This is a genomic window from Nocardia salmonicida (genome assembly GCF_036142455.1).
Classification (GTDB): Bacteria; Actinomycetota; Actinomycetes; order Mycobacteriales; family Mycobacteriaceae; genus Nocardia; species Nocardia salmonicida.
Genome location: NZ_CP108014.1, coordinates 445,087 through 470,863, shown reverse-complemented (window position 1 = coordinate 470,863; position 25,777 = coordinate 445,087). Strand labels below are relative to the sequence as shown.

37 protein-coding genes are annotated in these 25,777 nt (G+C 67.7%); all 37 read left to right on the top strand.

Features of this window, described 5'->3' with window-relative positions; all coding sequences use genetic code 11:
* The first annotated feature begins 208 nt into the window (after positions 1-208).
* The 37 genes from OHS03_RS02370 (at position 209) to OHS03_RS02190 (ending at position 25,775) form a co-directional block, all read left to right on the top strand.
* Positions 209-436, top strand: a complete 228-nt coding sequence (locus OHS03_RS02370) for a DUF6011 domain-containing protein (RefSeq protein ID WP_328660416.1) — start codon at positions 209-211, stop codon at positions 434-436.
* Between the two features lie 43 nt (positions 437-479).
* Positions 480-1,670, top strand: coding sequence for a hypothetical protein (locus tag OHS03_RS02365; RefSeq protein WP_328660414.1), 1,191 nt, complete (start codon positions 480-482; stop codon positions 1,668-1,670).
* On the top strand, positions 1,606-2,424 hold the full coding sequence (locus OHS03_RS02360; protein WP_328660412.1) for a hypothetical protein: 819 nt from the start codon (positions 1,606-1,608) through the stop codon (positions 2,422-2,424). The genes OHS03_RS02365 and OHS03_RS02360 overlap by 65 nt, the downstream gene beginning before the upstream one ends.
* Positions 2,424-2,720 (top strand): hypothetical protein, encoded by a 297-nt coding sequence (locus OHS03_RS02355; protein ID WP_328660410.1) that lies wholly within the window; start codon positions 2,424-2,426, stop codon positions 2,718-2,720. Before OHS03_RS02360 ends, OHS03_RS02355 begins: the two co-directional genes overlap by 1 nt.
* On the top strand, positions 2,717-3,916 hold the full coding sequence (locus tag OHS03_RS02350; protein WP_328660409.1) for a hypothetical protein: 1,200 nt from the start codon (positions 2,717-2,719) through the stop codon (positions 3,914-3,916). The genes OHS03_RS02355 and OHS03_RS02350 overlap by 4 nt, the downstream gene beginning before the upstream one ends.
* Positions 3,917-3,942: 26 nt before the next feature.
* Entirely contained in the window at positions 3,943-4,116 is a 174-nt protein-coding gene (locus OHS03_RS02345) for a hypothetical protein (protein WP_328660407.1), read from the top strand.
* Complete coding sequence (locus OHS03_RS02340; protein WP_328660405.1) at positions 4,113-4,316, top strand: hypothetical protein; 204 nt, start codon at positions 4,113-4,115, stop codon at positions 4,314-4,316. Before OHS03_RS02345 ends, OHS03_RS02340 begins: the two co-directional genes overlap by 4 nt.
* Positions 4,313-4,726: a hypothetical protein gene (locus OHS03_RS02335; protein WP_328660403.1), complete on the top strand. Its 414-nt coding sequence runs from the start codon at positions 4,313-4,315 to the stop codon at positions 4,724-4,726. The genes OHS03_RS02340 and OHS03_RS02335 overlap by 4 nt, the downstream gene beginning before the upstream one ends.
* A gap of 122 nt (positions 4,727-4,848) precedes the next feature.
* Positions 4,849-5,685, top strand: a complete 837-nt coding sequence (locus tag OHS03_RS02330) for a hypothetical protein (RefSeq protein WP_328660401.1) — start codon at positions 4,849-4,851, stop codon at positions 5,683-5,685.
* Positions 5,682-5,849 carry a hypothetical protein gene (locus tag OHS03_RS02325; protein WP_328660399.1) on the top strand — a complete coding sequence of 56 codons (168 nt, stop codon included), beginning with the start codon at positions 5,682-5,684 and terminating at the stop codon, positions 5,847-5,849. Before OHS03_RS02330 ends, OHS03_RS02325 begins: the two co-directional genes overlap by 4 nt.
* Entirely contained in the window at positions 5,846-6,172 is a 327-nt protein-coding gene (locus OHS03_RS02320) for a hypothetical protein (RefSeq protein WP_328660397.1), read from the top strand. The genes OHS03_RS02325 and OHS03_RS02320 overlap by 4 nt, the downstream gene beginning before the upstream one ends.
* A complete protein-coding gene (locus tag OHS03_RS02315; protein WP_328660396.1) occupies positions 6,162-6,533 on the top strand; it encodes a hypothetical protein in 372 nt (123 codons plus the stop codon). The genes OHS03_RS02320 and OHS03_RS02315 overlap by 11 nt, the downstream gene beginning before the upstream one ends.
* Positions 6,530-6,835 (top strand): hypothetical protein, encoded by a 306-nt coding sequence (locus OHS03_RS02310; RefSeq protein ID WP_328660394.1) that lies wholly within the window; start codon positions 6,530-6,532, stop codon positions 6,833-6,835. Before OHS03_RS02315 ends, OHS03_RS02310 begins: the two co-directional genes overlap by 4 nt.
* The gene (locus tag OHS03_RS02305) at positions 6,835-7,128 is read left to right on the top strand and encodes a hypothetical protein (protein ID WP_328664538.1); all 294 of its coding nucleotides are present in this window, start codon (positions 6,835-6,837) and stop codon (positions 7,126-7,128) included. Before OHS03_RS02310 ends, OHS03_RS02305 begins: the two co-directional genes overlap by 1 nt.
* Positions 7,011-7,397 (top strand): DUF6221 family protein, encoded by a 387-nt coding sequence (locus OHS03_RS02300; RefSeq protein WP_328660392.1) that lies wholly within the window; start codon positions 7,011-7,013, stop codon positions 7,395-7,397. Before OHS03_RS02305 ends, OHS03_RS02300 begins: the two co-directional genes overlap by 118 nt.
* Before the next feature lie 20 nt (positions 7,398-7,417).
* Positions 7,418-7,747: a hypothetical protein gene (locus tag OHS03_RS02295; protein ID WP_328660390.1), complete on the top strand. Its 330-nt coding sequence runs from the start codon at positions 7,418-7,420 to the stop codon at positions 7,745-7,747.
* 149 nt (positions 7,748-7,896) lie between these two features.
* The gene (locus OHS03_RS02290; protein WP_328660389.1) at positions 7,897-8,241 is read left to right on the top strand and encodes an HNH endonuclease; all 345 of its coding nucleotides are present in this window, start codon (positions 7,897-7,899) and stop codon (positions 8,239-8,241) included.
* Positions 8,242-8,252: 11 nt separating this feature from the next.
* Complete coding sequence (locus OHS03_RS02285; protein ID WP_328660387.1) at positions 8,253-8,537, top strand: hypothetical protein; 285 nt, start codon at positions 8,253-8,255, stop codon at positions 8,535-8,537.
* Between the two features lie 97 nt (positions 8,538-8,634).
* Complete coding sequence (locus OHS03_RS02280; RefSeq protein WP_328660385.1) at positions 8,635-9,120, top strand: phage terminase small subunit P27 family; 486 nt, start codon at positions 8,635-8,637, stop codon at positions 9,118-9,120.
* Positions 9,095-10,846: a terminase large subunit gene (locus OHS03_RS02275; protein ID WP_328660383.1), complete on the top strand. Its 1,752-nt coding sequence runs from the start codon at positions 9,095-9,097 to the stop codon at positions 10,844-10,846. The genes OHS03_RS02280 and OHS03_RS02275 overlap by 26 nt, the downstream gene beginning before the upstream one ends.
* 28 nt (positions 10,847-10,874) lie before the next feature.
* A complete protein-coding gene (locus OHS03_RS02270; protein ID WP_328660382.1) occupies positions 10,875-11,087 on the top strand; it encodes a hypothetical protein in 213 nt (70 codons plus the stop codon).
* Positions 11,087-12,403, top strand: coding sequence for a phage portal protein (locus OHS03_RS02265; protein ID WP_328660379.1), 1,317 nt, complete (start codon positions 11,087-11,089; stop codon positions 12,401-12,403). The genes OHS03_RS02270 and OHS03_RS02265 overlap by 1 nt, the downstream gene beginning before the upstream one ends.
* A gap of 6 nt (positions 12,404-12,409) precedes the next feature.
* Positions 12,410-13,198 carry an HK97 family phage prohead protease gene (locus tag OHS03_RS02260; protein ID WP_328660377.1) on the top strand — a complete coding sequence of 263 codons (789 nt, stop codon included), beginning with the start codon at positions 12,410-12,412 and terminating at the stop codon, positions 13,196-13,198.
* 22 nt (positions 13,199-13,220) lie between these two features.
* Positions 13,221-14,534, top strand: a complete 1,314-nt coding sequence (locus OHS03_RS02255) for a phage major capsid protein (RefSeq protein WP_328660376.1) — start codon at positions 13,221-13,223, stop codon at positions 14,532-14,534.
* A gap of 28 nt (positions 14,535-14,562) precedes the next feature.
* Positions 14,563-14,760: a hypothetical protein gene (locus OHS03_RS02250; RefSeq protein ID WP_328660374.1), complete on the top strand. Its 198-nt coding sequence runs from the start codon at positions 14,563-14,565 to the stop codon at positions 14,758-14,760.
* On the top strand, positions 14,757-15,302 hold the full coding sequence (locus OHS03_RS02245) for a hypothetical protein (protein ID WP_328660373.1): 546 nt from the start codon (positions 14,757-14,759) through the stop codon (positions 15,300-15,302). The genes OHS03_RS02250 and OHS03_RS02245 overlap by 4 nt, the downstream gene beginning before the upstream one ends.
* 14 nt (positions 15,303-15,316) lie before the next feature.
* Positions 15,317-15,613 (top strand): hypothetical protein, encoded by a 297-nt coding sequence (locus tag OHS03_RS02240; protein ID WP_328660371.1) that lies wholly within the window; start codon positions 15,317-15,319, stop codon positions 15,611-15,613.
* 4 nt (positions 15,614-15,617) lie between these two features.
* Positions 15,618-15,878, top strand: coding sequence for a hypothetical protein (locus OHS03_RS02235; protein WP_328660369.1), 261 nt, complete (start codon positions 15,618-15,620; stop codon positions 15,876-15,878).
* Entirely contained in the window at positions 15,875-16,282 is a 408-nt protein-coding gene (locus OHS03_RS02230; RefSeq protein WP_328660367.1) for a hypothetical protein, read from the top strand. Before OHS03_RS02235 ends, OHS03_RS02230 begins: the two co-directional genes overlap by 4 nt.
* A 100-nt stretch (positions 16,283-16,382) precedes the next feature.
* A complete protein-coding gene (locus OHS03_RS02225) occupies positions 16,383-17,195 on the top strand; it encodes a hypothetical protein (RefSeq protein WP_328660366.1) in 813 nt (270 codons plus the stop codon).
* A 94-nt stretch (positions 17,196-17,289) separates the two neighbouring features.
* Entirely contained in the window at positions 17,290-17,622 is a 333-nt protein-coding gene (locus OHS03_RS02220) for a hypothetical protein (protein WP_328660364.1), read from the top strand.
* On the top strand, positions 17,585-18,118 hold the full coding sequence (locus OHS03_RS02215; RefSeq protein WP_328660362.1) for a hypothetical protein: 534 nt from the start codon (positions 17,585-17,587) through the stop codon (positions 18,116-18,118). The genes OHS03_RS02220 and OHS03_RS02215 overlap by 38 nt, the downstream gene beginning before the upstream one ends.
* 38 nt (positions 18,119-18,156) lie before the next feature.
* The gene (locus tag OHS03_RS02210) at positions 18,157-18,525 is read left to right on the top strand and encodes a hypothetical protein (protein WP_328660360.1); all 369 of its coding nucleotides are present in this window, start codon (positions 18,157-18,159) and stop codon (positions 18,523-18,525) included.
* A complete protein-coding gene (locus tag OHS03_RS02205; protein ID WP_328660358.1) occupies positions 18,526-22,890 on the top strand; it encodes a tape measure protein in 4,365 nt (1,454 codons plus the stop codon).
* On the top strand, positions 22,890-23,732 hold the full coding sequence (locus OHS03_RS02200; RefSeq protein WP_328660356.1) for a hypothetical protein: 843 nt from the start codon (positions 22,890-22,892) through the stop codon (positions 23,730-23,732). Before OHS03_RS02205 ends, OHS03_RS02200 begins: the two co-directional genes overlap by 1 nt.
* A gap of 4 nt (positions 23,733-23,736) precedes the next feature.
* Positions 23,737-25,347 carry a Gp37-like protein gene (locus OHS03_RS02195; protein WP_328660354.1) on the top strand — a complete coding sequence of 537 codons (1,611 nt, stop codon included), beginning with the start codon at positions 23,737-23,739 and terminating at the stop codon, positions 25,345-25,347.
* A complete protein-coding gene (locus tag OHS03_RS02190) occupies positions 25,347-25,775 on the top strand; it encodes a phage gene 29 protein family protein (RefSeq protein ID WP_328660352.1) in 429 nt (142 codons plus the stop codon). Before OHS03_RS02195 ends, OHS03_RS02190 begins: the two co-directional genes overlap by 1 nt.
* Positions 25,776-25,777 lie beyond the last annotated feature (2 nt).

The window sequence follows — 25,777 nt, the reverse complement described above, 5'->3', positions numbered from 1 at the left end:
GCACCCCGAGGGCCCCGGTCCCCCACCGATACCGGGTCGGGCGCCACGGCCCGCTGGTGCTGATGGAGTGCCGGACCTGCCGGGCCCCGTTCCGGAGCGACGCACCGGTGCCGCGGGACCTGCTGTGCCGGGCCTGTCGGCCCGATGACAACCAGTTAGCCCTGTTCGACGTCGACGACGCCGAGGGCACAGACCGAGACGGGTAGCGATGCACGCCGATGACGACGCCGACGACACGACCCTCGAGGACGGGACGCCGGTGCGGCTCGCCGTGCAGTGCCGCCGGTGCCACGGCTGGATGACCTCGCCGGCCTCGGTAGCCGAACGTATCGGCCCGGTGTGCGCCCGGCATGAACGCGCCGCCTCACGCCGCGCCGAACGGTTGGCCGAGCCCGGCCTGTTCGACATCGCAGACCCGTCCACCCCACCGACCTAGACCCCCGCTACGCGCGGCGGGTCTCACCCCGAGAGGCATTCGCATGGGACGGAAATACACCAAGAACTGGGAACACCGCATGGACGATGACGATTTCTGCCGCCAGCACGGGTGGCTGGAAAAGCTGCTGTTCCTGGTCCTGCACAAGAGAGACGAATGCACCAACGCGGGCCTGGGCCGCCTCACCGTGCGCCGGTGGCTGGTCAAGCTGTCCCCGGCCACCGAGGCCCAAGTGTGGGCCGCGCTGGCCGCGCTCGAGGTGACCGGCGACATCTACGCCGACGCCGACACCGAGGAATTCCTGGTGCGCGAGTTCATGTTCTCCGACGAGATCGGCAATCGCCCGTTCGTCCTGATCAACGCCGCCCGCTCCGCGGCTCAAGTCCGCTCGCCCAAGCTGGCCGCTGTGCTGCTGGCCGAGCTGGCGCGCGTCGACGTCCACCGACCTGCCGATCCGAAGCTGTGCGCCCGCCTGGACGCCGAGCTGATGGCCGCCGAGAACCACTTGCGCGAGCGCGCCGCCCGGCTGGCCACCCCGATCTCAGACCCCGATCCTGAACCGGATCGCGCCGCACCCGAGACCGTCTCGGAAAGGGTCTCGGAAAGGGTCTCCGACCCCACCCCCGAAACCGACTCTGACCGGGCCGACTCCGTCGTCGAACCCGCTTTTTCGAAAGGGTCTGCGACACCCTGTGTTGTAGTTGCTATTGAGGTTGCGTCTAGTTCTGTTGTTGACCAGTTCAAAGAAAAAGAACACCTAACGCGACCAGTTACGTGTGGTGGTGGTCGCGAAACGAGCGAGCTGCCATCGGTGGTGTCGGTCATCGACGACCGCGCCGAGCGCCCCCCGGCCCCGCCCGAGCACGTCCCCGGCCCCGAGTGCGCCACCGTCCCCTGTGGTCCGTGCGCCGACACCGCCCGCGCCACGATCACCGACCTGGCCACCCACACCGCCGAACGCGACGGGTGCGGGCTGTGCGAACACGGCTACCGGCTCGAGCCGCCCGAGCTCGTCGCCCTGAGCCTGCCCGCGATCCGCTGCGATCACACCCCGCTCACGCTCGACGACTGGCGCCGCCGCGCTATCGCCCCCGTGGCTGTCCGTCCCGGCGCCTGGCCCTCCCGCAATTCCCGCAAAACCTCCACGTCGACGAAATGGACCCGAACCCATGCCGCAGCAGACCACGACGTTCCTGGACATCGAAACGACCTCGCTCCACTTCTTGCGTCGTAGGCCCTGGGAGATCGCGTTGATCCAGCGCGTCACCGACGGCGACGCCCCGGCTGTCGACCGCGAGATCCTGATCCAGATCACCGGTGTTGACATGGCAGATGCCCAGGTCGAAGCCCTCGAGATCAACCGGTTCTACCAGCGCCACATCGAACACCGGCTCGACGACGACACTCACCCCGCGGTCTGGTTCGCGCCCGCCCCGCCACTGCCGACGATGAACCTCAACCATCGCGACGAGCTGCGCAAGCACCGCTCAACCGTGATCGCGCTCGTCGACCAGATCGCCGAGGTGAGCGAGCCCGGCACGGTCATCGCCGTCACCGAGGCCGACGCCGCCGCGATCGTGGCGCACTGGACCCGGGACACCCACGTGGTCGGGCTGAACCCAGAGTTCGACATGCTCACGCTCTCGCTGATGCTGGACCGCCACGGCTACCACTACCAGCCATGGCACTACCGCCTGACCAACATCTCCACCGAGGCCGCCGGGTGGCTGCGCGCCAAGGTGCATTTCGTGCTCGGGTTCCTCGCCACGACCGCCCGCGAGCACGAACTATCCACCGTCGAAACCATCGAGGGCACCGCCGCGTCTCTGCTCGCCGAGCTCACCGCGCTGCCGCGTCACTCCGGACGACTCTCGGAGCTGTGCGAAGTCGCCCCGCCCACCGTCGAGGAAGCGCACACCGCCCTCGGCGACGCGCGATGGATGCGCCGCTGGTGGGACGCGATCACCCCGATGGAGGTGAACCGCTGATGAGCCAACGCCCGACCGCCTACGACACCGGCGGGGTACTTCCGGCCTTCCCGTGGGTCACCTACAGCCCCGAATGGGTCGCGTACGGGGTGCGCTGGACCGACGAAACCGGCACCGTCCAGGTACACCACACCTTTACCGCGACCATCGCGCCGACCCTGGCCGCGATGCTGCGCAGCATCCAGACCGACCTCGGCGCCCTCCCCGATGCCGCTGTCGTCACGCGCCAGATGCGCGGCGTGGTGCCGATCGGGGAATGGGTCGCGGCCGGACCGAGCACGGGGCCGACCACATGAGCGCCACCGCCGTCGACGACCTGCCCGAGCGCGTCGCCCGGGCCCGCGAACACGTCGCATACCAGGACGACCCGGCGCTGACCGCCGCCTACAGCGCCGCCGAGCTCGACGCTGAACGCGACCTGGCCGAGTCCATTCGTCGGCTCGACCGCGAGCAGCGCCGCGCCGAAGCGGCCACCGCGGCCGCGGCCGCCGCCCGTGTCCGCAAAACCACCGACGCGATCGCCGCGATCGAGCTGCGCGACGAACTCGCCGCGGCCGCCGCCCTGGCCGCGCACCGCCGCGCCGCCAGCCCGACCGCCCAACTGGCAGACCTGCACCGGTACCGGGTGTGGGCCGGGCGGGCACTCGGTGGTGTCGTCGCCGCGGGCATGGGCTGGTCGGCGGTCAATGTCCAACAGAACATCGCCGGCGGGGTCGGGATGAGCGATCCGCTGTTCTGGTTCAGTTACTTGATCGAGGCCATGATCAGCGTCTGTCTGATCGTGGTGATGGCCGGTGCGCCGCGGCTCGCTGGGCACGGGATCACGGTGTCACGGCGCACCCTGACCGCCGCTGAACTCGCGCTGCTGACGCTGACCGTCGTGCTGAACACCTACCCGCATTTGTCCGCCGGGCACTTCTACGACGCCGCGGTGCACGCCGTCGCCCCGGCCATGATCGCGATCGCGCTGGCGATTCATCACGCCATGTCCACCCGCGTCGCGGCCGCACTGGCCACCGCCGCGGCACCGGTCACGGCGACGACACCCGCCACGGCACCGACCCCGATCACGACACCCGCCGCAGCACCCGCCGCCGCTTCTACGACACCTGCCGCAGCCATGTCACCCGCTACGGCACCCGCCGCGACGACGTCACCCGCCGCAGCATCCGCCCCGGTCACGGCACCTGCCACAGCACCCGCCGCGAACCCGACACCCGCACCGGTCCGTGTCCACGCACGGACACCGGTGCGAGACCTCGCCGAACAACTCATCCAACAAGGAGGCATCCGCACACCCATCGACCAAGTCACCGCGATCATCGCCGCCGCCGACGCCGAGACGAAGGCAGGGCACACCCGCCCGCGCCACACCGTCATCGCCAAGGCGACCGGAGTAGGCCACAACACCGTCAAACGCATCCTCACCGCCGCCGAGAACATCCGCGGCACCGGTGCCCAAGTGATCAACCTTCACGCCCACACGCCGTAAACCACGAAAGAGCCAGCCTGATGACTATGACTACCAGCCACCTGTCCATCGTCGCCGAACTGCACCCCGCCGACACCGCCCGTCTCGACGCCGCCCTGGCCGCCCTCGGCGACACCTTCGGATTCATGACCGTCGCCGCGGCCGCCGCCCGACTCAGCCACCCATCCACCCTCGCGGCCACGGTCGCCGAACCTGCATGACCTACGGCTACCGGTACAGCCCGGGCTCTCGAGTATTCGAGCTGCCCGGGCTGGGCCCGGACCAAGCCCACGCCCACGTCGAGAAACGCCGCACCGTCCAACGCAAGTACGGCGGCACAGCCACCGCCGAACTGGTCCAGCACACCCCCGACGGGTGGCAGCCCGTTCACCAGCCCGCCCACGCCCAGGAGACCCCATGACGCGCGACCACGTTCACGACGGATTCGACACCGCCACCGACCCGATGGACCGCGGCGTCGACGGGCCGCTACTGGGCCACCTCATGGGTGCCGCGTTCGACGGCTGCGCACCGTGCCAGACCGACCTACTCGCCGCCGTCGCCGATCACCCGCCGAGCACCGCCCGCATCGTCGAGCTGGCGTGCATCGCCGTCCACAAGACGACCGGCGGGCTGCCCGACAACCTCACCGACCCCGACATAGACGCCATCGCTTCGCGAGCGTTCCGCGTGTTGGCCGGTACCGGCGTGGACGGCGGAAACGAACAGATGTTCGAGGCTGCCGCCACCATGGACATCACCGAGCGCGCCGCCGCCGTCGACACCGCGCTGAACCTGCTAGTCGGCATCCTGGGGACGACCCCGGCATGAGGGGCACCTGTGGCCGCTGCCGGTGCCGAGTGCGGGGTTCGGCGACACTGTGCCAGAAGTGCGCCCGTGTCCTGACCGCACGTCTGCAATCGGTGCCCGGACTCGTCGCTGACCTGATTGTCATGCGATCCGGGGAACAGCGTCTGGGCGCACCCGACACCCCGCGCGTGCACCTGACCGCCGTACCCCGCATCCCGGTCCAGCTCATCCCGCGCGACGGCGCCCCCAAGCTCCGCGGGGACCGAGAACTGGTCGCGCTACGGGATGCGGTGATCGACACCACCCAGCGCCTGGCCGCCGCCCTCGGGGTCGCCGGCGCCCCCGTCGGTCCCGGCCTGGCCCAGCTGGTACTCAACAACCGCGCCGCCACCCGGGCCACCGGGATCGACCGGGTCCGGCTCGAATCCACCCCCGCGACCCCGATGGAGATGGCCGCTCTCTGGTGCGCGTGCCACCCGAAGGATCTACGCACCCACCCCGACGCCGCCATCATGTACCGGCGCATCGGTAGCGCGGTACGTCGCATAGAGGCCGCGATCGACCCCGAACGGCGCCGCTACCTCGGACCCTGTCCTACCGAGGTCGGTGACGCGGGCCGAACCTGTGGTGCCCGGCTGCTCGCAGCACCCGACCGAACAACCGTGCGATGCACCCGATGCCACACCAGCTACGTCGTCGCCGACATCGAGGCGGCCGCGCTGCGCCGCGCCGAAGACGGGCTATGGACCGCCGCCGAACTGCTCGAACACGTCCTGCCCTCGATCGGCCACCACATCGCCCGATCGACGCTCTACCGGTGGACGCACAAACGCATCGTGCCGCCGCGCGGGCACATGAGCAGCGATGGGCGCATCACCGACCGCCAGCTCTGGCCCGGCGACCCCGAGGTCTACCGCCTCGGCGACGTCCTCGCCGCCGCCGCCCGCGACAACACCGCCTCACGAAAGGCAACGTCATGAAACTGCTGTCCCAGTTCATCCGCCGCTACCTCCACCGCCGCCGCCCGCCCGTCCAACCGCCCACTTTGGTCAACGTGCTGCCCGTTGTGCGGGGGGACTATCCGACCGGCCGATACTCGCGCTACCAGCTCGCGCATCTGCTCGCCCAGGGCGGCGGCCGGTGAGCCGCGGCCAGCTCGCCCGCACCCCCGAGCATTTCCCGAACATGAAGTACCGGGCATGGAAACGCCACTGCGTGCGCTGGATATCCACCGTCCTAGCGGTCCGAGTGATGCAGACCCTGTGCATCGAGCTGCCCGCCGCGCTCGCGACGTTCGCCGCCCGTGTGCGCGTCGCGCTCGCCCGCAGCGCGACGCGCACCGCGATTCCTCGCCGACCCTGGTACCTCGCCCTCGAGGACGCTCAAGCCCGCGGTGCCCGAGGCCGAACCAATCCCTACTACCAGCCCGCACTCCCCGCCGCCGAAAGGGTGCACGATGACGCCTGATATCGAGATGGACCAGGACGCGTTCGACGCCGCGATCACCCTGATTCCCCGCACGGGCGCCCGTGGGCTCGAGATCGGCTACCTACACGACGACGTACCCACGGAAAAGGCCGGCTGGTACGCCCATGCCCAATATCAGGGCACCCGGATCACCGCCGAGAACCACCCCGGCCCCGTCGAGGCCGTCGAGGCGCTGGCCCGTCGACTACTCACCGGCGGGCAATGCACCCATTGCAAGGGCACCATCACCCTGTCGAAGCCACCAAAGCCCAAACCTGGCAAGTGGTGCCGCTGGACCAGACACGGCGACCGGTGGGAACGCGGGTGTGCATCCACCATCCCCCAGAAGGGAACCCGATGATCGACACGGAGCTAACCCCGTTCGTGGGCGGCTACTGCGTGCGCCGCCTCGACGAACACCGGTGCCTCGACGTCGTCGAGCAGCTGTACAACCAGCGCCTGGTCGTCACCGAACGCCCCGCCGACAACCCCCACAACGGGCGCGAGTCGATCGAACAGGGCTGGTGCTACTACGGATTCGGCACCGACGACAACGGCACGCCCCGCACCAAGCGAACCGCTTTCCTAGCCGCCGTCGCGGCCGCGCGGGTGTGGGACGGCACCGGCACACCGCCCGGCGCGAACAAACGCGCGGGCGTCTGATGGATCTGGGACCAATCAGACGCGAGCCACGCGGCCCGCAGCCGTTCACGGCCTTGGCGTCGTGCCCGATATGCGGGCGCCACGAATGCCACAAGATCCGCCCACCCCTGCCCGCACCCGACCCCGAGGCAGTCGCCGCCTGGGAACGCGACCACGACACCGAAGAAATCTACGAATGGGGCAACCTCGAGCCTGTCGCCATCCGGCACACACCGCCGCCGCCCGTCGACGAGTCCGGGTTCGAGGTCATCCGGATCTGTGGGCTGTGCGGCCACGAATGGGGAATGGTGTGAGCGTGACTATCCACGAGTTCATCCTGGCGCGAGTCGACGACGTTGAGGCCGCCGCCAGCAATGCGCCTGACGTGCTGGCCGATTGCATGGCCAAACGCAAGATCGTTGTGTTCGCCCAATGGGCCGAGAAGATCGCTGATCCGGAGACGCCAGGCAGTGATCCGAGCTACCGGCTAGGGCAGTGGCACGGATACAAAGCGGTCCTGCGCGAAATCGCGGGGATCTGGTCGGGCCACGCTGATTACGAGCAGGAATGGGCCGACTTCTAAGCCAACAGAAAGATCACACCATGGGATACGGCATCTGCATCGTTCTCGAACCGGACTACCTGATCACGCAGAACAGCAACCCCGAGCACACGGCTGTTCTGCTGCGCCATCTCGCCTCAGATGCCGACCCTGTCGTCACCCCGCATGGCGGACGTACCGTCATCTCGCACACACCCAAGGCTGTACCACCGATCGCGCATGTGAACGTCTGGGTGGACCAGGCCGGGCCCGACCTACGGACCGCGATGACGACCGCAGCAGACCTGTCGGTCACGCTGCAAGACCGAGGGCTGATCGTGTCCGTAGTCGAGGTACTGGACTGGCGGCACAATCCAGTCCATGCAGGGTGAAACGCCCCGTCTACCAGGCACAACACCACTAACAAACCGACCGGTTGCTATAGTCGTGAGACAACCGCCGCTACTGACGACCCGACCCCGGAAGTCGTCAAGGGCGGTTTTTTCATGCCCGAACCACACCCACGGGAAGGCCGACAACGATGCCCGTTCGGCCACCCAGGGTGTGCAACAAGTGCCGCAAGACAGTGCCCGCCCGGCAACGGTGCTCGTGCTCGCCAGCGTGGAACAGCAACCGCAACGACTACACCGGAAGCGGTAGCACTCGACGATGGCGCACCACCCGCGCGGCCAAGCTCGACGCTGATCCGCTGTGCGAGTGGCGCGGGTGTCAGCGCCTGGCCGTCGAGGTCGACCACATCAAGCCGGTGTCGCAAGGTGGCGACCGCTACGACCCGACCAACTTGCAGTCGCTGTGCCACCCGCACCACGAGCACAAGACACAGCAGGAAGCCAAGGCCGCGCGCGCGGCCGCAACGAGTACGTGAGGTGAACCCCGATGCCGTTGCCTGATCTGACCGCCCGCGAGCAGCAGGTGGCCGCCGACGAGTGCGACACGATCGCCGCCTACCTCGACAACATGGCGGCGACGGTCGACGGTCTGCACTCCGCCATCGTGGGCAGCGCGCACCGGCGAGCGGCGATGGCCGTGCGCAACCGCGCGGCACGGCTTCGTGAGCTCGCCGAGCAGCAGGCCGGCGAGCTGTACAACCGCAACGCCGTCACGATCCGCAACCCTGGCTCGCCGGGTAGCGGCGATTCGCCGTTCATCCGCCTGCCCTAGGGGTAGGGGGGTTCGCATCACGAGGGATGCGGCCGCCGGACCACGGCCTGGTAACTCCATTTTTCCGCGCTCAACTCCGCACACATGGGGGGTATCGATGCCAGCACCGTCACCGCAGCCCGCCAACCTGCGATTGCTGAACGGACGCGCCCCCGGACGCGACTCCGGTGGCCGAAAAGTGTTGCCACCACCGGACTTTCGGCGCATCCCACCGAAACCGCCGACGTGGCTCAGCCGTGAGGCCAAGGCCGAGTGGCGGCGCGTGGTGCCCGGTCTGGCCCGCCTCGACCTGCTGAAAGAGGAAGACCGGGCGGCCCTGTCGAACTACGTCGAGACCTGGGCCACCTACGTCGACGCGATCCGCCAGGTGCGAGTACAGGGCATCGTCGTCGAGAACCGCTCAGTAAAGAAGGACGGAACCGAGACCGTCTGGCTGACCAAGAACCCCGCCGTCGCCGTCGCCGAAGCAGCGTCCAAGATCCTGCGCGCGTGGTGCCACGAATTCGGCCTGACCCCGTCGGCCGAAGCGCGCGTGACGCGCGGCGCCGGTGAAATCGATGACCCGGACAACCCGTTCGAGTAGGGCCGGGCCCCACGATGTCGAGCTACCCGACGCCGCCGAGCTAGATCGGCTGAAACTCAGCCCCGAGGTCGCTTGGTACCTGCTCAGCCGCGGCATTCCGCTGCCGGACTGCCCGCCTCGGTGGAAGACACCGGAACCGCGCGACCAGCCCGGCGCGCGGTTCGACCCGGACCGGGTCGACCGGGTGCTGAACACGTTCCGCAATTTGCGGCACACGAAAGGCCGGCTCGCCGGTCGGCCGCTGATCCCGGACCCGTGGCAGGTCGCCTACGTGATCGCGCCAGCGTTCGGGTGGGTGCATCTCGACGAGGATCTGGGCATCTATGTCCGGATCGCGCGGACGATATACGTCGAGCTGCCGCGCAAGAACGGCAAAAGCACCCTCGCCGGTGGCATCGGGATCTACCTCACCTGTGCCGACGGCGAGGAAGGCGCCCAGGTGATCGCCGCGGCGACCCGGCTGGAACAGGCCGCGTTCGTCTTCGCACCGATCAAGCAATTGGCCGAGCGATCGCCAGCGCTGGCCAAGCACGTCAAGCCGTACAAAGCCAAGATCGTGCACAGCCGGACCGGGAGTTACTTCCAGCCGGTCGCGTCCGCCGGCGATGCCCAGCACGGCGCCGACCTGCACGGTGGCATCGTCGACGAACTGCACCTGCACCGGACGAACGACTTGGTGGAGGCGATCGAGACCGGCACCGGTTCACGTAGCCAGCCGCTGATTCTGTTCATCACGACCGCGGATGCGAGCCGAAAAGAGACGCCGTACGACCGCAAGCGCACGCTGGTCGAGCAGCTGGCGCGCGGCGCGCTCACCGATCCGTCGGTGTACGGGGTCATCTGGGCCGCCGATCCGGAGGCCGATCCGTACGCCGAGGAAACCCAGCGTTCGGCCAACCCGGGTTTCGGGATCTCGCCGACGCGGGCATACCTGCGATCGGCGGCGACGCGCGCGGCGCAATCCCCCGCCGATCACGCGTCGTACCTTCGGCTGCACCTGGGCATCCGGACCAAGCAGGAGACGCGTTTTCTCGACATCGCGGCGTGGGATCGCAACGCGGCGATCGTCGACGAGTCCCGGCTGGTCGGTCGACTCTGCTATGGCGGTCTGGACCTCGCGAGCACGTCGGACCTTACGGCGCTGTGCTGGCTGTTCCCCGACGACGATGGCGGGTTCGATGCGCTGTGGCGGCTGTGGGTGCCCGAGGCCGCGGTGGCGAGTCTGGACCGGCGCACCGCCAAGGCCGCGTCGCTATGGGTGAAACGCGGAATCCTGAACGTCACGCCCGGGGAGGTCGCCGACTACGGATATATCCGGCGAACGATCGGCGAGGACGGCGCCAAGTTCGACGTTGCGGAGATCGCCTACGACCGGTGGAACTCGTCGCAGCTGGTCAACGACCTGGTCTCCGACGGCGCCCCGATGGTGACCATGGGCCAGGGCTACGCCTCGATGTCGGCGCCCACCAAACAGCTGCAACGGCTGATCCTGCTGGGCACCGAGGAAAAGCCGGTGATCCGTCACGGTGGCAATCCCGCCGTCCGGTGGACGATCGATAACTTCGCGATCTCGATGGACCCGGCCGGAAATGTCAAGCCGGACAAGAAGAACGCCGCCGACAAGATCGACCCCGGGGTGGCTCTGATCATGGCGCTGGGTCGGGCGATCGAGTCCGAACCGCCCCAGGAAAGCGCATACGAGCACGACGGGCTGTTGGTCGTGTGACGAGGAATCGACGAAAGGATGGTGGCCGTTGCGGTACCTACGGCGCGATATCGGCTCGCGGGTTGTGGTGCAGCTCGACGATGTCGTCTGGTCCGGCACGCTGTCTGCGTGTGGACGTGACCACCTCGAGCTGACCCACGCATCCGCGGGCGTAGTCGGTCCTACCCCGGCCGATGGGCGCATCGTCATTCCAGCGTTGCAGGTCCACTACGTGCAGGTGTTGGCCAAGGTGCTGGGCTGATGGTTGCGTTTGCCACGCTGGGCCAACTCGGCGAGTACATCGCGAGCGCGAACCCCGCGATCGAGCTGGTCGACCCCGGCTACCCGCTGGGCCAGGCACCCGATATCAACGCCGAGAACGTGCTACGCAACCAGCCCTCCGTGCGCAAGGTCACCAGTTTCATCGCGCGCAACCTGTCATCGATCCCGCTGCACCTTCACGAACGCATCAGCGATACCGACCGGCGCCGGATCACCGATCACCCGCTGGCCAAGCCGTTGGGTACGCCGCGGCCCAAGGTCACCGAGTACAAGTTCTGGCACGACACGATCATGGACTGGCTGTTGCACGACCGGTACGCCATCACGTTCACCCTCGATGATCTCGGTGACCTGGTGCTGACTCGCCTGCCCGCCAACCGCACCCGGCTGATCGGCAACGACTTCGACATCACCGAGATCCGGTACACCAATCTGCGCGGCGAGCGGGTCACGTTCGATCCGGCGGTGTGTATCTATGACGCGGGGTATGCCCCGCGCGGGCACAACGGGCTGTCGCCGATCGACACGTTGCGCCACCTGCTCGCCGAGTCCACCGAGGCCGTCGAGTACCGGCGCTCGGTGTGGCGCAACGGGGCCCGGGTGCCCCAGGTGATCGAGCGTCCCGCCGGGCCGAAGTGGGAAGACTACGCGCGCGACCGGTTCAAGGCCGACATGGGGAACTTCCGGCGCGGCGGCGGCGCCGAGGGCGGCATACCGGTACTCGAAGACGGAATGACGATGAAGGAAGTGACCAGTTTCCGCCCCCGCGACACTCTCGACTTGGAAGGCCGCCGCCTCACCGATGCCGAAGTAGCGTCCGCGTACTTCATCGCTCCGGAACTGGTCGGTGCCCGTGAGGGTACGTACAGCAATCTCGAGGCGTTCCGGCAAATGCTGTACCGGGATTCGCTGGGCCCGTGGATCACCGCGCGAGATCAGGCGCTGAACATCCACTTGGTGCCCCCGTTCGCCGATGGCCGACGTCTGTACGTGGAGGCCAACATCGAGGCCAAGCTCCGCGGCAGTTTCGAGGAACAAGCCCGGGTGATGCAGACCTCGACGGGCGCACCGTGGCTGACCCGCAACGAGGCCCGGGCCCGCGCGAACCTGCCCGCGGTCGACGGCGGCGACGAGCTGGTGGTGCCGCTGAACGTGCTGATCGGTGGGCAAGCCTCACCGACCGATTCCGCGCCCGAACCGAAGTCCATCGACGAGGCGCTACGGGACCCCGAATTCGCCGACTACGTGCTACGCGGACTCCGAGCACGCGGCGTACTGGCCACTAGGGAGGACTGAAAAGCCATGCATATCAAGCAATTTCGATCCCAGGTCAAGGCCGCCGGTGCCGCCGACGGGCTCAAGGACGGCCAGGTGCGCGCGCTGGTGTCGGTGTTCGGCAACGTCGACTCCGTCGGCGACATCGTCATGCCCGGTGCGTTCGCCGAGGATCTGACCGCGTGGGCGGCCAAGGGTGACCCGATCCCGGCGATCTGGTCGCACGACTGGCGCGACCCGTTCGCCCACGTCGGTGTCGTGCTCGACGCGAAAGAGACCGAGGCCGGGCTGGAAACGCTCTACGAGATGGACCTCGACAACGCCAAAGCGGCCCAGGTGTACCGGCTGCTCAAGGGCCGCAGAGTCACCCAGAGTTCGTTCGCGTACGACATTCTCGATGCGGGCTGGGCCAAGCGAACCGATGAGGCAACCGGCAAAGAGTACGAGGTGTATGAGCTGCGCAAGCTCCACATCATCGAGGTAGGCCCCACCCTGGTCGGCGCGAACGAGGAAACCGAGCTGCTGGCGGTGAAGTCGGCCGAGCTCGCGCGCGGACTCGGCGGCGGCCGGGTGCTCTCGACCAAGAACGTCGAGTCACTGACCGCCGCTCACGCCGCGATCGGTGAGGTGTTGGCCAACGCCGCACCGCCCAAGTCTTCCGGCGCCACGCCGGACGCGCCCGCCCAGGGCGCACCCTCCACCGGCACCGGCCAGCCTGGCGCCGACGCGGCCGCCGACTCTGAAAAGTCGGCCGCTCAGTCGTCGGTGATCAGGTCCGCCCAGGCGCGCGGGTGGCTCGAAATGGTCACCGTGTGACGATGAAAGGACCTGGTACACAATGAATCCCAAGCAGCAACTTGCGGCATTCCGTAAGCGGGCCGGTGAGCTGGCCAAGGCGGGCGCCGAGCGTGAGTTCACCGAGGACGAGCTCACCGAGATCGACACCCTGAAATCGTCGATCACCGATCTGGAAACCAAGATCAAGCGGATGGACGCGGCCGCGGCCGCGCTCAAGTCGGTCACCGACGATGACCCCGGCGATGAGGACGACGACGAGGACGACCAGCCCGCCGGCACCAAGGGCGGGGCTCGCTCCCGTCCGCGTGATGAGGCCGACGCGGTCAAGACCTTCGGCGAGCGCTTCACCAAGTCCGAGGCGTACGTGGCGTTCCGCAAGGAACACCCCAGCGGGGTCGGCACCGGCACGCCCATCGAGATCGGCCGCGTCAAGGTCGGCACGATGGGCGATTGGCTTTCGCGCCGCGGCGGCCGCAAGGCGACGCTGGGCACCCCGGTCGCGCGTATCCAGCCGATCCGTATGCCCACTATCGACATGGTCGACCGGAACCGGCTCACCCTGCTGGACCTGATCCACCACGGCCAGATGGACGGCAACTTCGAGTACGTGCAGATCACCGGCGTCACCCGCAACGCCGCGATCGTGCCGGAATCGACCGGGCCGTCTGACTCCGCTGCACTCAAGCCGGTGTCGGATATGACCACGACCCTGGCCGACTGCAAGGCGTACACCTACGCCGACGGCTACGACGTGACCAATCAGCTGCTGAGCGACGCCGCCGCTTTCGCCACGTACATGAACGCCGAGCTCGAGTACTCCCTCGACAACGTCGTCGAGGAAAAGCTGTTGAACGGCACCGGCACCAGCGGCGAGCCGAAAGGCATTCTCACGACCACCGGCGTGCAGGAACAGACCTACATCAACGCGAGCGCGGTGGTGAACGCGACCACTGCCATGGCGTTCGTCAAGGCCGTACGGTCCGCGATCACCAAGGTTGTTCGCCTGCCCGGCGGCAAGGTCGACGCCGTCGTTCTGTCTCCGGAGATGGACGAGGCGATCGACCTGTTGCAGGACGCGAACGAGCGTTTCTACGGCCAGGGTCCGTTCGGTGCCGGTCCGGGCACGCTGTGGGGCCGCCCCCGCGTGACCTCGGAGCGCCTGGTGGACGTCCAGGCCCTGCTCGGCGATTTCAAGCAAATCGCGTTGCTCGACCGTGAGGGCCTGTCGGTGATGGCCTTCAATCAGCACAAGGATTACGCACAGAGGAACATGACCTACGTGCGCGCGGAACTGCGTGCGGGACAAGTCATTTGGAAGCCCAACCGCCTGGTCATCGTCAAGCCCGCCGCCTGATCTGACACCTGATACGAGAGGATTCGCCATGGCAGAGAACACCCCCGATGAGTACGGCATGGTTGTCGTCGACGGTGTCCGATACCGGCCCGAGGACGTACCGAAACCGCCCGACGGTGAAGCCCCGGCCAAGAAGGCCCCGGCCAAGCGCGCGACCGAGAACAAGGCCAAGGTGCCCGAGACCGGCGCGGCCGCCGGTGAGTCCGGGACGGTCCCGACCAAGTGAGCACACCGGGACCGCTGCTGTCGGTCGACCAGTTCGACGAGCTGGGCGACGGCGACAAGGTCAAGGCGATGCGGCTCGACTCCGTGATCCAGGACATCCGCGATCTCTGCGGGTGGCACATCGCGCCGTCGATCACCGAAACGCTGACCCTCGACGGTCCCGGTCGCCGAACGCTGCTGCTGCCATCGCTGTATGTCACCGCGATCACCGCGGTCACCGAGGACGGCACAGCAGTACCAGCGGATCAGTTCGACTGGTCCGAAAAGGGGATGCTGCGCCACCGGTCCGGGTTGTGGACGGACCGGTGGCGCGGCATCACGGTCACGCTCACCCACGGTTACGACCAGGCCCCGGCCGGTGTGATCGGTGTGATCGCCGACGTGGTCGCCGACGCGATGGCCGTACCACTGGGAACGGTGCCCGAGAAGATGGGCCCGTTCGAATTCGGCGGCGGCGGAACGGCTTTCAAGTCTCACCAGCTGGCGGTGCTGTACCGCTACCAGGCGACCTCATCGGGCCCGGCGTCGTCGGGGTCGCTGTGACCGAGCGGCTACAGATGCGGCTCCGGAGCGCGCTCGACGACGCGGGCAACGCTATGCCCGCTGGCCCGGCCACACCGATCACCGCCCGCGGCGTGGAACCGGGCGCCAGTGCCCACGTGATCGCGCTGGGCCACGACGGCGAAAAAGTCGCCTACAGCGTCTATTTCGTGCCCAGCCCGGCCCAGCTCACCGACGCGCACGAGTTGTTCGTGCGTGGTGGTTGGTACCCGGTCCGCACTCACGTCTGGGAATCGGCATACGGGACCGGGCGCACCGGCATGGTCGCGGTGTGCGAGACAGGAAGGGGATAAGGCGATGGCCTCGGTGTCGTTTCAACTCGACCGCAAGGGCGTGCGCCAGGTGCTCAACTCCCCCGAGGTGACCGCCTGGGTGGCCTCGGTGGCCAAACAGATCGGCGATCACGCTCAATCGAGTACGGGCGCGCGGGCGCGGGTGTCGACCTACCGCACCGACCGCGCCGCCGCGTCGGTGTCGGTACCGGCCCGACTGCAAGCCAGCCAGGGCGCACTGACCCGCGCGGCCGCGGCCGCCGGTCTACCGGTGCGGCCGCGGTGACCGACCCGGGCCTGTACGTGCCTGCCGACGCGGTCGGTCTGGTGCGTGTGTTCCTGGCCGACCGAGTGCCGGCCAAATTCCCCGGCGTGCGGGTAGCGGCGAATCTGTCGCCGCGATGGACCCCGACGTCGCTGCCCGAACTCGTGCTGTTCGACGATTCGGGCCCGATGAACTGGCCCGTCGAGACACAGCCCCAGATTCGGGGCACGGTCTGGGCCGATGGGCACACCACCGCCCACTCGATCGCGGGCTACGCGCTCGGGTTGCTGCTGTGCCGTCGAGTACCCGGCATCGCCAAGATCTTGCCGGGCACCGCGCTACTCGAGGCGCGAGACGACAGCAACGGCGGACTGATGTGCAGCTTCACCGTGCGCACTCGCGTTCGCACCGTCCCGGCCACCTGAGCCGGTCACCCAATTCACCACCTCGCCGCCCGGCGGGGTGACACCGCGTGCCTTCATCACAACCTGAGAGGGGTTCGACATGGGCGGACAGCCTTTGAATGTGGACATCTGGGATAACGCCGATGTCTGGATCCACCGTGCCACCAAGGTCGACGGCACACCGTGGACGCTCGCCGAGATCAAACCGGCCGATGTCGACGAGGCGTTCGAGGACGTCGCCGGTGCCGTGTGGGAGCTGGTCGGGCTGCTCAACGGTGAGGACGGGTTCCCCGAAACCGTCGAGTTCGACGAAAGTTCCTACAACGCTTGGGGTTACGGCGAGATCAAGAAGTCGTACCGTAACCGGCGCCTCGAGCGGAAGTTCAGCGCCCTCGAGCGCAACGCCGTGACCGAGTACCTCGAGAGCCCGGGTGACACCGTCGACTACGTCATCGACGCCAAGCCCGCCGACGTGTTCATCGGTTTCGAGGTCCGCACCGATGACGGCAAGGTCAAGCGTCGCATCACCACGGTTCCGGCCAAGGTCAAGTCCGGCGGGCGCACCGACAACGAGCAGGACATGGCGTCTGTCGAGTACACCGCCTCGATCTTCCCCGATTCCCAGAAGCGCCGTTTCCTCAAGCAGGAAACCGGTGTCAGTGTCGAGAACGACTACACCGTCACCATCACCGGCAGCGCGGGCACCTGGACCGCGACGGTGACCGTGGCGGGCGATGCCCAGACCGCGACCGGCCTGGCGTACAACATCACGTTCGGTGCGCTGAAAACGGCGATCGAGGCGCTGTCGAACGTGGGTGCCGGAAACGCCACCGTCACCGGCTCCGGTGGCGTGTTCGCCGTCACCGTGCCCGGCACGCTGTCGGCCAACGGTGCCGGTCTCACCGGTGGCACCGCGATTGTGGCCCCCGCCTGAGTGGTGTCTCCCCGACCCCCGTCCGTCCGGGTGCCCGCGCGGTGCACCCGGCGGGCGGGCCCTACCCGTACCGCGCACCCAGGAGTAACGCCGTATGCGAGTGCCCACCGACGACGAAATCAACACCGCCGCGCAGCAAATGGGCTGCGCCGACGACAACGGTGTCTGTCCACCCAGCTTGCGCTCTCGCGTAGCGAAAGCGCTGCTCGAGGCCGTGGCAGACGACGAACGCCAGGCAGCCCGATCCGCTGGCATCGACACCGTCGTGGCCGAAATCGCTGACCTGCACCACCGCCTGGCCGACGCCATCGGCACCAAGGCCGCGGCCACCGTCACGGCCTCACTCGCCCCAATGATCTACCGAACCGCGCACCCCGAAAGGATCGACGATGCCCCACAACCGCAACGACGCGATCAGCCTGGATGACGGCTACCAGCCGTCGGACTACGACCCGCCATCTGACGATGTCGCCACCGAGTACGTCGACGCCGTCGACGCCGTCGACGACCGCGGCCACTTCGACGACGACCGCGGTAAGCCTCGGGTATCGCGACCCAAGCCGCTGGCACCGCGGTCTACCGTCCCGCCCCATGCGCCGCGGCCACAGGATCACCTCAAGCCACGCAAGGCCAAGAAGCGCAAGCGTCGCGCGAGCGACCCCGCCCAGCGGGAAGCCGCGGGCATCGAGACCGAAACCGTCGAGTTCGACGGCGAAAGCTACACGATCGCGGCCGATCCGCTGGACTGGTCGTTGCCGGTCACCCAAGCGTTCGAGGAAGGCAAGGTGTTGACCGCGATTCGTGGGCTGCTGGGCCCAGCCCAATACCGCGCGCTACTGGCCAAGGACTACACCAACCGCCAGTTCTCCGAGCTTTTCGGGCTGCTCGCCGAGGCGGGCGGATTCGAGACCGCGGGAAACTAAGGGGCCTCCTGATTCTGCTGCGCGACAAAGCGAATCTGGTGGAGGCGGATCTGGACCGGTTCTACAACCGCGATATACGCGACCTGTGGCGATTCGATCGCCACGGCCGCCGCCGCCTGACCCTGCGCATGGTCTACGTGCGGATCATCCACCTACCCGCCGAGTCCGCGCTGGCGATCGACGCCACCGGCGGGCGCGTCCCGTGGAGTCTCACCGATCACCTGGTGGCCGACTTGTGGACTCTGACCGCGCGCCAGGGCATGGGCAAGAAGGCCCCACGCGAGCTCGATCACCCCCGACGCCCCAAGGGGTCACCGCGCCCGGTCACCCCGGAACGCGCCGCCCGACTACAAGCCGCCAAGCGGCGCCGGGCCGCCATCGCACGCCGCCGACGAAAGGAGGAGTAGTTGCCGAACATCGGGTACGCCACGCTGGTCATCATCCCGACCGCGCGCGGAATCTCCGCCCAGGTAAGCGGCCAGATCGTGGCACCGGTCGCCGCGGCCGGGCGTACCGCGGGCACTCAGGCCGGGGCGGCGATCAACTCCGGCATCGCCTCGACCGACTACTCCAAGTCGGGCCGAAGCATCGTGGGCCCGGTCGCCGCGGCCGGGCGTACCGCGGGCACTCAGGCCGGTTCGGGCATCCAAACCGGGGTGATGAGCGCGGACTACTCGCGCGCGGGCAGCGGAATCGTGGGCCCGGTCGCCGCGGCCGGGCGTACCGCGGGCACTCAGGCCGGGGCGGCGATCAACTCCGGTATCGCCTCGACCGACTACTCCAAGTCGGGCAGCGGCATCGGGGCGTCGATCATGACCGGCTTCAAATCGGTGGTCAAGACCGGCGGTGTCGGGCTGGCCCTTTTCGGCGGCGCCGCGCTGAAATCCGGTCTCGACCGACTCACCACCATCGAGGACGCGACCAATTCACTCAAAACCATCATGGGCGACGCGGGTAAGGCCGCCGATCTCATGGGCAAGATCAAGGAAACGGTGTCGGGCACGCCGTTCAATCTCGACCAATTCGCCACTGCCGGAAAGAATCTCGTGGCGATGAACGTCCCCGCCGAAAAGGTGCCCGGGTACCTGACGGCGATCGGTGAAGCGGCCGCGGCCTCGGGCAAGGGCGCCGAGGGTGTCAACAACATCACCACCACGTTCGGAAAAATGGCAGCCACCGGCAAAGTTGCTCTCGATCAGGTGTGGTCAATTTCTGAGGCTGGTGTGCCCGCGCTACAGATCCTCGCCAACGGGTTCGGCGTCAACACCACCGAGATGCAGAAAATGATCTCGGACGGTGCCGTGCCCGCCGAGAAGGCGATGGATCTGCTGTCCAAGGGCATCATGGAAGGCAGCGATGGCGCGGCCGGTGCCACCAAGGCATACGCGGGCACCATGGCCGGTCTGCGCACCACATTCTCCGGCGCCCTCGGCGGCATGAAAGCCTCGATCGCGCGGTTCGGTGCGGCGTTCCTGGGCCCGTTCATGCCGCTGATCACCCAGACTTTCGGCAACATCACCAGCGGGCTCGACGGCATCGCACCCAAGGTGAACGCGTTCTCGACGAAACTGGCCTCCAGCGACGGGGTCAAGTCGTTCGTGGCCAGCCTGGCCACTCTGCCCGAAACGCTCTCGCGTGTCGGCACCGGCATACAAGGTGTGTGGTCGATCCTGTCGGCCGGAGACTTCGCCGGTGCGGCGAAAACCTTTGGCTGGGAAGAAGATTCGAGCCAAGTCAATTTCCTGTTCACCATCAGGGAAGCGGTCACCGGCCTGGTCGGTGCGTTCCGCGACGGCAAACCCACCATCGACGCCTTCAAGGGCACCATAGGCGAGCTCGACACCGCCGGGGCCGCCGGTAGCGGTGCCAGCGGTGTCGGGTCCGCACTGTCATCGTTCGCGACCGGTCTGGCCGGCATCTCCATCGGCACCGTGACCGTGCTCGGTGAAGCGACCGGCGCACTCGGCACAGCGATGGGATTCCTGGCCGAGCACAGCGAGTTGGTCGTGCCGATCCTCATCGGACTGGCCGCCGCGTACGCCGTCGGCCAGTCCGCAACCACCGCCTTTCACATCGCTACTGCCGTGCGCGTCCCGGCCCAGTACGCCGCCGTTGCCGCGTCGTGGGCCCAAACCCGGGCGATGGCCGCGCACACGCTGGCCCTCAACGCCAACACCGTCGCCAACGGCGGCGCACTGCCAGTCGAAAACGCCTCGGCGATCTCGCGGATGCGGACCGCGGTCGCCTCGGGTATCTCGACCGCGGCTACCTGGGTCGGTGTTACCGCGATCAACGCATGGACATTCGCGACCAGCGGCAACGTGATCGCGACGGCGCGCGCCACCGTGGCCACGATCGCGCATACCGTGGCCAGCAAGGTGGCCCAAGGCGCGATGATCGCGTGGACCGCGGCGCAGTGGCTGTTCAACGCCGCCATGAGCGCGAACCCGCTGGGCCTGGTCGTCATCGCGATCGCGGCCCTGGTCGCTGGAATCATCATCGCCTACAAGAACTCCGAGACATTCCGCAATATCGTTCATGCCGCGTTCGAGGGCATCAAAACAGCGGCACTGTTCCTGTGGGAGAACGTTTTACAGCCGTTCTTCTCGTGGTGGATGGGCAATCTGCAAACCGCCGGTGACGTCGCGATGTGGCTGTACAACAATGCCCTGAAACCGGCGTTCGACGGGATCGGCGCGGCCGGAACCTGGCTGTGGGACAACGCCTTGAAACCTGCCCTGACCGGGATCGTTACCGGGATCGGCTGGGTGATCGACAAGAGCACCGAGGCCAAGGAATGGGTCACCGGCAAGTTCTCCGACCTGATCGGGTTCTTCACCGGTTTGCCGGATCGGGTGCGGTCGGCGACGGCTGGTCTTTTCGACCCGATCATGGACAGTTTCCGGGCGGCGATCAACTGGCTGATCAGCAAGTGGAACAACTTCTCTTTGGGGTTCGATTTCACGATCCCCGTGGTCGGAACGAACGTAAAATTCCAGATCGACACCCCGGATCTGCCGTTGCTCGCCGGTGGTGGCATCGCTGGGCGGACCAGCGCCGGGCGGCTGTGGGGCCCCGGTACACCCACCTCGGACTCGATCCTGGGTATCGACGCCGCCGGTATCCCGACCGCGCTGGTATCCACCGACGAGGGTGTGGTGCACGCGGCCGCGATGGCAGCCGGTGGCGACCGCCTGGTGGCCGCGCTCAACGCCGGATGGACACCGTCGGCGGCCGCGCTGGCGGCGCTGTTCCCCGAGCTCAACAGCTACGCCACCGGCGGCAAGGTCACCCGCGCCGCGTTCCTCGATCAGATGCGCGGCATCGAGGGCGCCGTCTACGACTTCGGCGGCTGGGGCAACGGCTGGGTTACCGACTGCTCGGGCGCCCAAGCCAAGGCCGCCAACCTGATCGCCTACGGCGACACCGAGACCGGCGGACGATTCGGCACCGGCACCATGGCCACCGCCCTGGCCGACCGGGGCGCGCTGCCCGGGCTCGGCGGGCCCGATGACTACAGCCTCGGCTGGTACAACGGCGGCCAGTGGGGTGGCCACGCCGCTGGGTCGTTGCCCGGTGGCACCGGGTTCGAAATGGGTGGCGATCGAGGAAACGGCCAATTCGGCGGTGCGGCGAAGCTGGCCAACGCCAGCGCGTTCACCGACCACGCGCATTTCCCCGCGTCGATGTTCGCCGGTGGTGGTGTGAGCGCGGGCACCAACGCCGCGACCACACCTCCCTCGAGCACGTCGCCGAGCACCGACACCGACACATCGAGCGACACCACGACCAGCGCCACAACCGTCTCGCGGCTCAAGACGTTCGACGAGCTGGGTTCGGAGTTCTCGACCATCTTCCGAGACGGCCTACTCGAGACAGTGGGCCTGGACGGCGGGATATGGACCGACCCCCAGGCATGGCTCACCGGCGACACCGGCGACGACGTCCGTACCACCGACAATCAGGCCAGCTCGAGCGGGACCAACCCGGCGGCACCGGAGGCGGAAACCGTAGCCCCATCGTCGTCGACGGGCGCCGGTACCGGCGACGCGAACACCGCCGTGCCCGTCGATCCCCGGTCATCGTTGAAGGGGGCCGCGCTCTACAGCTACGACATCGCGCGAGCTGCCCAGGACATGGGTTTGGGTGAGGCGGCCGCCGTCATCGGCAACGCGGTCGGGCTGGTCGAAACCGAACTCAAGATGTACGCGAACTCGACTGTGCCGGAATCGCTTTCGTTCCCCCACGATGCGGTCGGATCGGACTCCGACAGCCTCGGGACGCTGCAACAGCGCGGTCCGTGGGGGTCGGTCGCCGACCGGATGAGCTCCCCGATATCGGCGAAGCTGTTTTTCAACGCACTACGCGACATTCCCGATTGGGAATCCATGGACCCCGGCGCCGCCGCACAGGCCGTGCAGCGGTCCGCGTTCCCCGACAAATACGGCGCGCGGCTCGACGACGCGCGCGGCTGGGTGCGAAAGGCCGGCATTTTCGACACCGGCGGGATGCTCGCCCCCGGCGGGCTGGCGGTGTCGATGCTCACCAAGCCGGAACCGTTGCTACCCGCGGATAAGTGGGACATCGCCGAATCGAACATCGCCGCCGTGGATCGCCTGGTCACCGCGGTCACCGCTGGCGGCGGCCGCGGCAGTGTCTCCCGCGGCGGCGACACCTACAACGCCTACGGCTTCACCGCCGGCGACATCGCCACCGAGTGGCAGCGCCGCCAGTGGGCGCGCACCGGCGGCTACGACGGGAAGGGCTGGTAATGGCAGCGGGGCGCAACATCCGCTATATCGGGGTCGACGATTCGGTCTGGCATCTGCACGGCGAGTTGATGGGTGAGGAAGGGGTGTACCTCACCAGCCTGGCGGGTTTCTATCACCCGGTGCGGGTGCCGATGGTGCAGACACCGGCCTACATGCGTGGCGCGAAACCCGGCCCGTCCAAGACTGACCCGTCGGTGATCGACATGAAGATGTTCACCAGCGCGGCCAGCGAGCAGGACTGGGAGAACGTCGAATCGGACTGGTGGAACGCCTGGTCGGATGAGGCCGACGGGACGCTGGTCGCCGCCGACCGCAACGGCCAAGAGCGCGAGCAGCCGGTACGGCTACAGCGGTACCCGTCGGAACCGTTCGATTGGGAACCGGACACCGAGATGGAATGGGTGTTGCCGATCGTGGCCTACAGCCCCGGCTGGCGCGGTCCGATGCTGACGTCGACGTGGACGAACTCGAGCGGGTCGGGTTCGGGTGTACTGAACCTGGCCAACCCCGGCGACATCGAGATATGGCCGCAGTACGCGGGCTGGGGACAGGACGGCGCCCGGGTCACCTTGCCCGACGGCATCGGCGACGCCATCGTGCCCATGCCCGAGTTCGCCGACGGTGAGCACTGGCTGGTAGATCCGGACATGACCACCGGGGTACAGGTCGACACCGTCACCAACACCCAGGCGGCCGCGCGGATGGCCGGAATGCTGTTCCAACACCCGATCCCGGGCGGTACCACCGTGCCCGTGGCGCGCACGGTGAGCGTGACCGGCGGCGACACCACCACCCAGGTCATCGCGTACATGACCCCGCTACACCGACGGCCGTGGGGGTGATGACGTGACGGCACCGCCGGAATTCCTCACCCTCGACGACGTCCGCCACCACATCCTCGCGCGGCGCCGCCAGGAGGCCGCCGACGCGGTCGCACGCCCGAAAATGGTTGTGCGTGATCAGTATTGGGAAACGGTATGCCACCTGCGTGGTGAGCTGGCCTGGGATTTCCAAGAGATCGCCAACGACACCGGGGAAGGTGAGGTCACCATTCCCGGCGACCACCTGCTGGTGTCGTGGCTGCTCGATCCCGCGCGCCGCAAAACCGACGTCCACATCACCGTCGACACCCCGTGGTGGCGTTGGGCGGGCAAGTGCGACATCATCCAGCGGATCTACAAGGCCGGGGAAATGGTCGCGGTGCGCATCCATTTCCTGCACGACTACCACGCGGCCAAACGGCTGATCTGCTTCGCCAACCCGGCCACGCCCGCCGAGATCCAGATACCCAAGGCGATGCCCTGGGCGGGCCCGTCGGCCACCGGCGTCTCGCTCTACGGCCTGTCGAACCTCTGGCGCGTGCAAAGCCTGAATGCGATCCCGGACAACATCTTCAACCCCTCACAGTGGGCGGGCATGATCGACCCCTCGCACTGGTGGACCACCATGGTGCCGATCAATCCGCTGACCGACACCAGCCAATGGACGGTGCTATCGGCGCGTTTCCCGTACTGGCATGACCTGGTCGCGCCGACCCTGGCGTCGGCCGGGCTGCTGCTACAGCCACAGCGATGGATGCCCGGCGAGCCCCAGCCAGCCGGAAGCTTCTACACCCTCGAGCACTCGACGCGCGTGTTCCGCGTGCTCGACAAATCGGGGTACGCCGGACCGACAGGAACCATGGTCGACGGGCTGCTGAATCTGGTCGGCACGGTCGCCGAAGACTTCATCAACCAGATCATCACCGAGCTGGCGCGCGAACAGCCCGACGAATACAAACTGCCCGGCTGGTTCGGCACCGTGCAGGCCGCGCCGTGGGTCGTTTTCCCCTCGGGCCGGTTCTCCACCGTCCGATCGCAAACCATGACCATCCACAAAGCGCTCGCCTACGCCATGGTCACCGGCGGCAAGTCACCCCAGTGGGTCAACTCCGCGGCCAAGCTCGCCGCCAACGCCGCCCTGGGCTACCTCGGCGCGCTGATCGGCAATCCCGGCCTGGCGCTGGGTGTGTTCGATTTCCTGATCGAGGACACGCTGTTGGCGTTCCATCGCATCCCGAACCCGCTGCGCAAGGCGGACATGGGCCCCGATGCGTGGATGGAGCACTGGGTGCAAGGCCCCGGCGTCGGGTTCACCCTGTCGACTCTGCAAAGCCTGATAACCGGGTTCTGGGACACCCGCGGTTACACATCGTTCACCGCCGAAATCGACGCGTACGCACCGTATGTGCCGGGCAAGCACTTCGGGCTGATGGACCGAATCGGGTTCGATTTCGGCGGGGGTGACTGGTACGTCGACCACGTCCACGCGATCCGCAACCGCGGCGACCGCGCCACCCTCCCGGCGTGGGAAATCTCGATCGGGTCCGACCAGGCCGAGGAAGATCCCGCGGCCAAGCTCATGCGATACAAGGAGAACATCATGTCGCTGCTGCAACAGCAGGGGGTCGACGTCTGATGGCCGACTACCCCGACGGCACCAACTTCGCCGACGAGCCGATGCACCCGCACACCGACCTGTTCCGCGACATCCCGGTGTCGGGGCACTTCATCACCACCCGAGACCGCAAGGGCAAGAAATCGCGGATCTGGCGCCCGACCGCGCGCGGGGCGATCACGCTGCCCGCCACCGCATCCCGGATCGCCGAGCACGCCGAACTGGTCGGGTTCGTGCTCGATCCCGACCGCGCCCTGATCAAGCGCATCGACCCGCTGCGCGGCGGGCGCTCGATCACCAACCCAGGCACGTGGGTCGATAGCGACGCCCCGGTGCCGGATGTGAAACCGGTGGACGTGGTGGCGGCCGCGTCCGAGGCGCTGATGCCCTCGGAACTGCTCGAGCTACGCGCACGGATCGACGCACAGCTGGAAAGCAAAGGCGGATAACA

Bases quoted from the DNA above. Each gene is read 5' to 3' on its own strand.
- OHS03_RS02340 (WP_328660405.1), top strand. From the start codon at position 4,113: ATGACCTACGGCTACCGGTACAGCCCGGGCTCTCGAGTATTCGAGCTG.
- OHS03_RS02345 (WP_328660407.1), top strand. From the start codon at position 3,943: ATGACTACCAGCCACCTGTCCATCGTCGCCGAACTGCACCCCGCCGAC.
- OHS03_RS02365 (WP_328660414.1), top strand. From the start codon at position 480: ATGGGACGGAAATACACCAAGAACTGGGAACACCGCATGGACGATGAC.
- OHS03_RS02200 (WP_328660356.1), top strand. From the start codon at position 22,890: ATGGCAGCGGGGCGCAACATCCGCTATATCGGGGTCGACGATTCGGTC.
- OHS03_RS02295 (WP_328660390.1), top strand. From the start codon at position 7,418: ATGGGATACGGCATCTGCATCGTTCTCGAACCGGACTACCTGATCACG.
- OHS03_RS02235 (WP_328660369.1), top strand. From the start codon at position 15,618: ATGGCCTCGGTGTCGTTTCAACTCGACCGCAAGGGCGTGCGCCAGGTG.
- OHS03_RS02285 (WP_328660387.1), top strand. From the start codon at position 8,253: ATGCCGTTGCCTGATCTGACCGCCCGCGAGCAGCAGGTGGCCGCCGAC.
- OHS03_RS02325 (WP_328660399.1), top strand. From the start codon at position 5,682: ATGAAACTGCTGTCCCAGTTCATCCGCCGCTACCTCCACCGCCGCCGC.
- OHS03_RS02315 (WP_328660396.1), top strand. From the start codon at position 6,162: ATGACGCCTGATATCGAGATGGACCAGGACGCGTTCGACGCCGCGATC.
- OHS03_RS02190 (WP_328660352.1), top strand. From the start codon at position 25,347: ATGGCCGACTACCCCGACGGCACCAACTTCGCCGACGAGCCGATGCAC.
- OHS03_RS02240 (WP_328660371.1), top strand. From the start codon at position 15,317: ATGCGGCTCCGGAGCGCGCTCGACGACGCGGGCAACGCTATGCCCGCT.
- OHS03_RS02355 (WP_328660410.1), top strand. From the start codon at position 2,424: ATGAGCCAACGCCCGACCGCCTACGACACCGGCGGGGTACTTCCGGCC.
- OHS03_RS02305 (WP_328664538.1), top strand. From the start codon at position 6,835: ATGGATCTGGGACCAATCAGACGCGAGCCACGCGGCCCGCAGCCGTTC.
- OHS03_RS02215 (WP_328660362.1), top strand. From the start codon at position 17,585: ATGCCCCACAACCGCAACGACGCGATCAGCCTGGATGACGGCTACCAG.
- OHS03_RS02275 (WP_328660383.1), top strand. From the start codon at position 9,095: ATGACCCGGACAACCCGTTCGAGTAGGGCCGGGCCCCACGATGTCGAG.
- OHS03_RS02360 (WP_328660412.1), top strand. From the start codon at position 1,606: ATGCCGCAGCAGACCACGACGTTCCTGGACATCGAAACGACCTCGCTC.
- OHS03_RS02335 (WP_328660403.1), top strand. From the start codon at position 4,313: ATGACGCGCGACCACGTTCACGACGGATTCGACACCGCCACCGACCCG.
- OHS03_RS02330 (WP_328660401.1), top strand. From the start codon at position 4,849: ATGCGATCCGGGGAACAGCGTCTGGGCGCACCCGACACCCCGCGCGTG.
- OHS03_RS02265 (WP_328660379.1), top strand. From the start codon at position 11,087: ATGGTTGCGTTTGCCACGCTGGGCCAACTCGGCGAGTACATCGCGAGC.
- OHS03_RS02370 (WP_328660416.1), top strand. From the start codon at position 209: ATGCACGCCGATGACGACGCCGACGACACGACCCTCGAGGACGGGACG.
- OHS03_RS02255 (WP_328660376.1), top strand. From the start codon at position 13,221: ATGAATCCCAAGCAGCAACTTGCGGCATTCCGTAAGCGGGCCGGTGAG.
- OHS03_RS02300 (WP_328660392.1), top strand. From the start codon at position 7,011: ATGGGGCAACCTCGAGCCTGTCGCCATCCGGCACACACCGCCGCCGCC.
- OHS03_RS02220 (WP_328660364.1), top strand. From the start codon at position 17,290: ATGCGAGTGCCCACCGACGACGAAATCAACACCGCCGCGCAGCAAATG.
- OHS03_RS02350 (WP_328660409.1), top strand. From the start codon at position 2,717: ATGAGCGCCACCGCCGTCGACGACCTGCCCGAGCGCGTCGCCCGGGCC.
- OHS03_RS02310 (WP_328660394.1), top strand. From the start codon at position 6,530: ATGATCGACACGGAGCTAACCCCGTTCGTGGGCGGCTACTGCGTGCGC.
- OHS03_RS02280 (WP_328660385.1), top strand. From the start codon at position 8,635: ATGCCAGCACCGTCACCGCAGCCCGCCAACCTGCGATTGCTGAACGGA.
- OHS03_RS02250 (WP_328660374.1), top strand. From the start codon at position 14,563: ATGGCAGAGAACACCCCCGATGAGTACGGCATGGTTGTCGTCGACGGT.
- OHS03_RS02290 (WP_328660389.1), top strand. From the start codon at position 7,897: ATGCCCGTTCGGCCACCCAGGGTGTGCAACAAGTGCCGCAAGACAGTG.
- OHS03_RS02260 (WP_328660377.1), top strand. From the start codon at position 12,410: ATGCATATCAAGCAATTTCGATCCCAGGTCAAGGCCGCCGGTGCCGCC.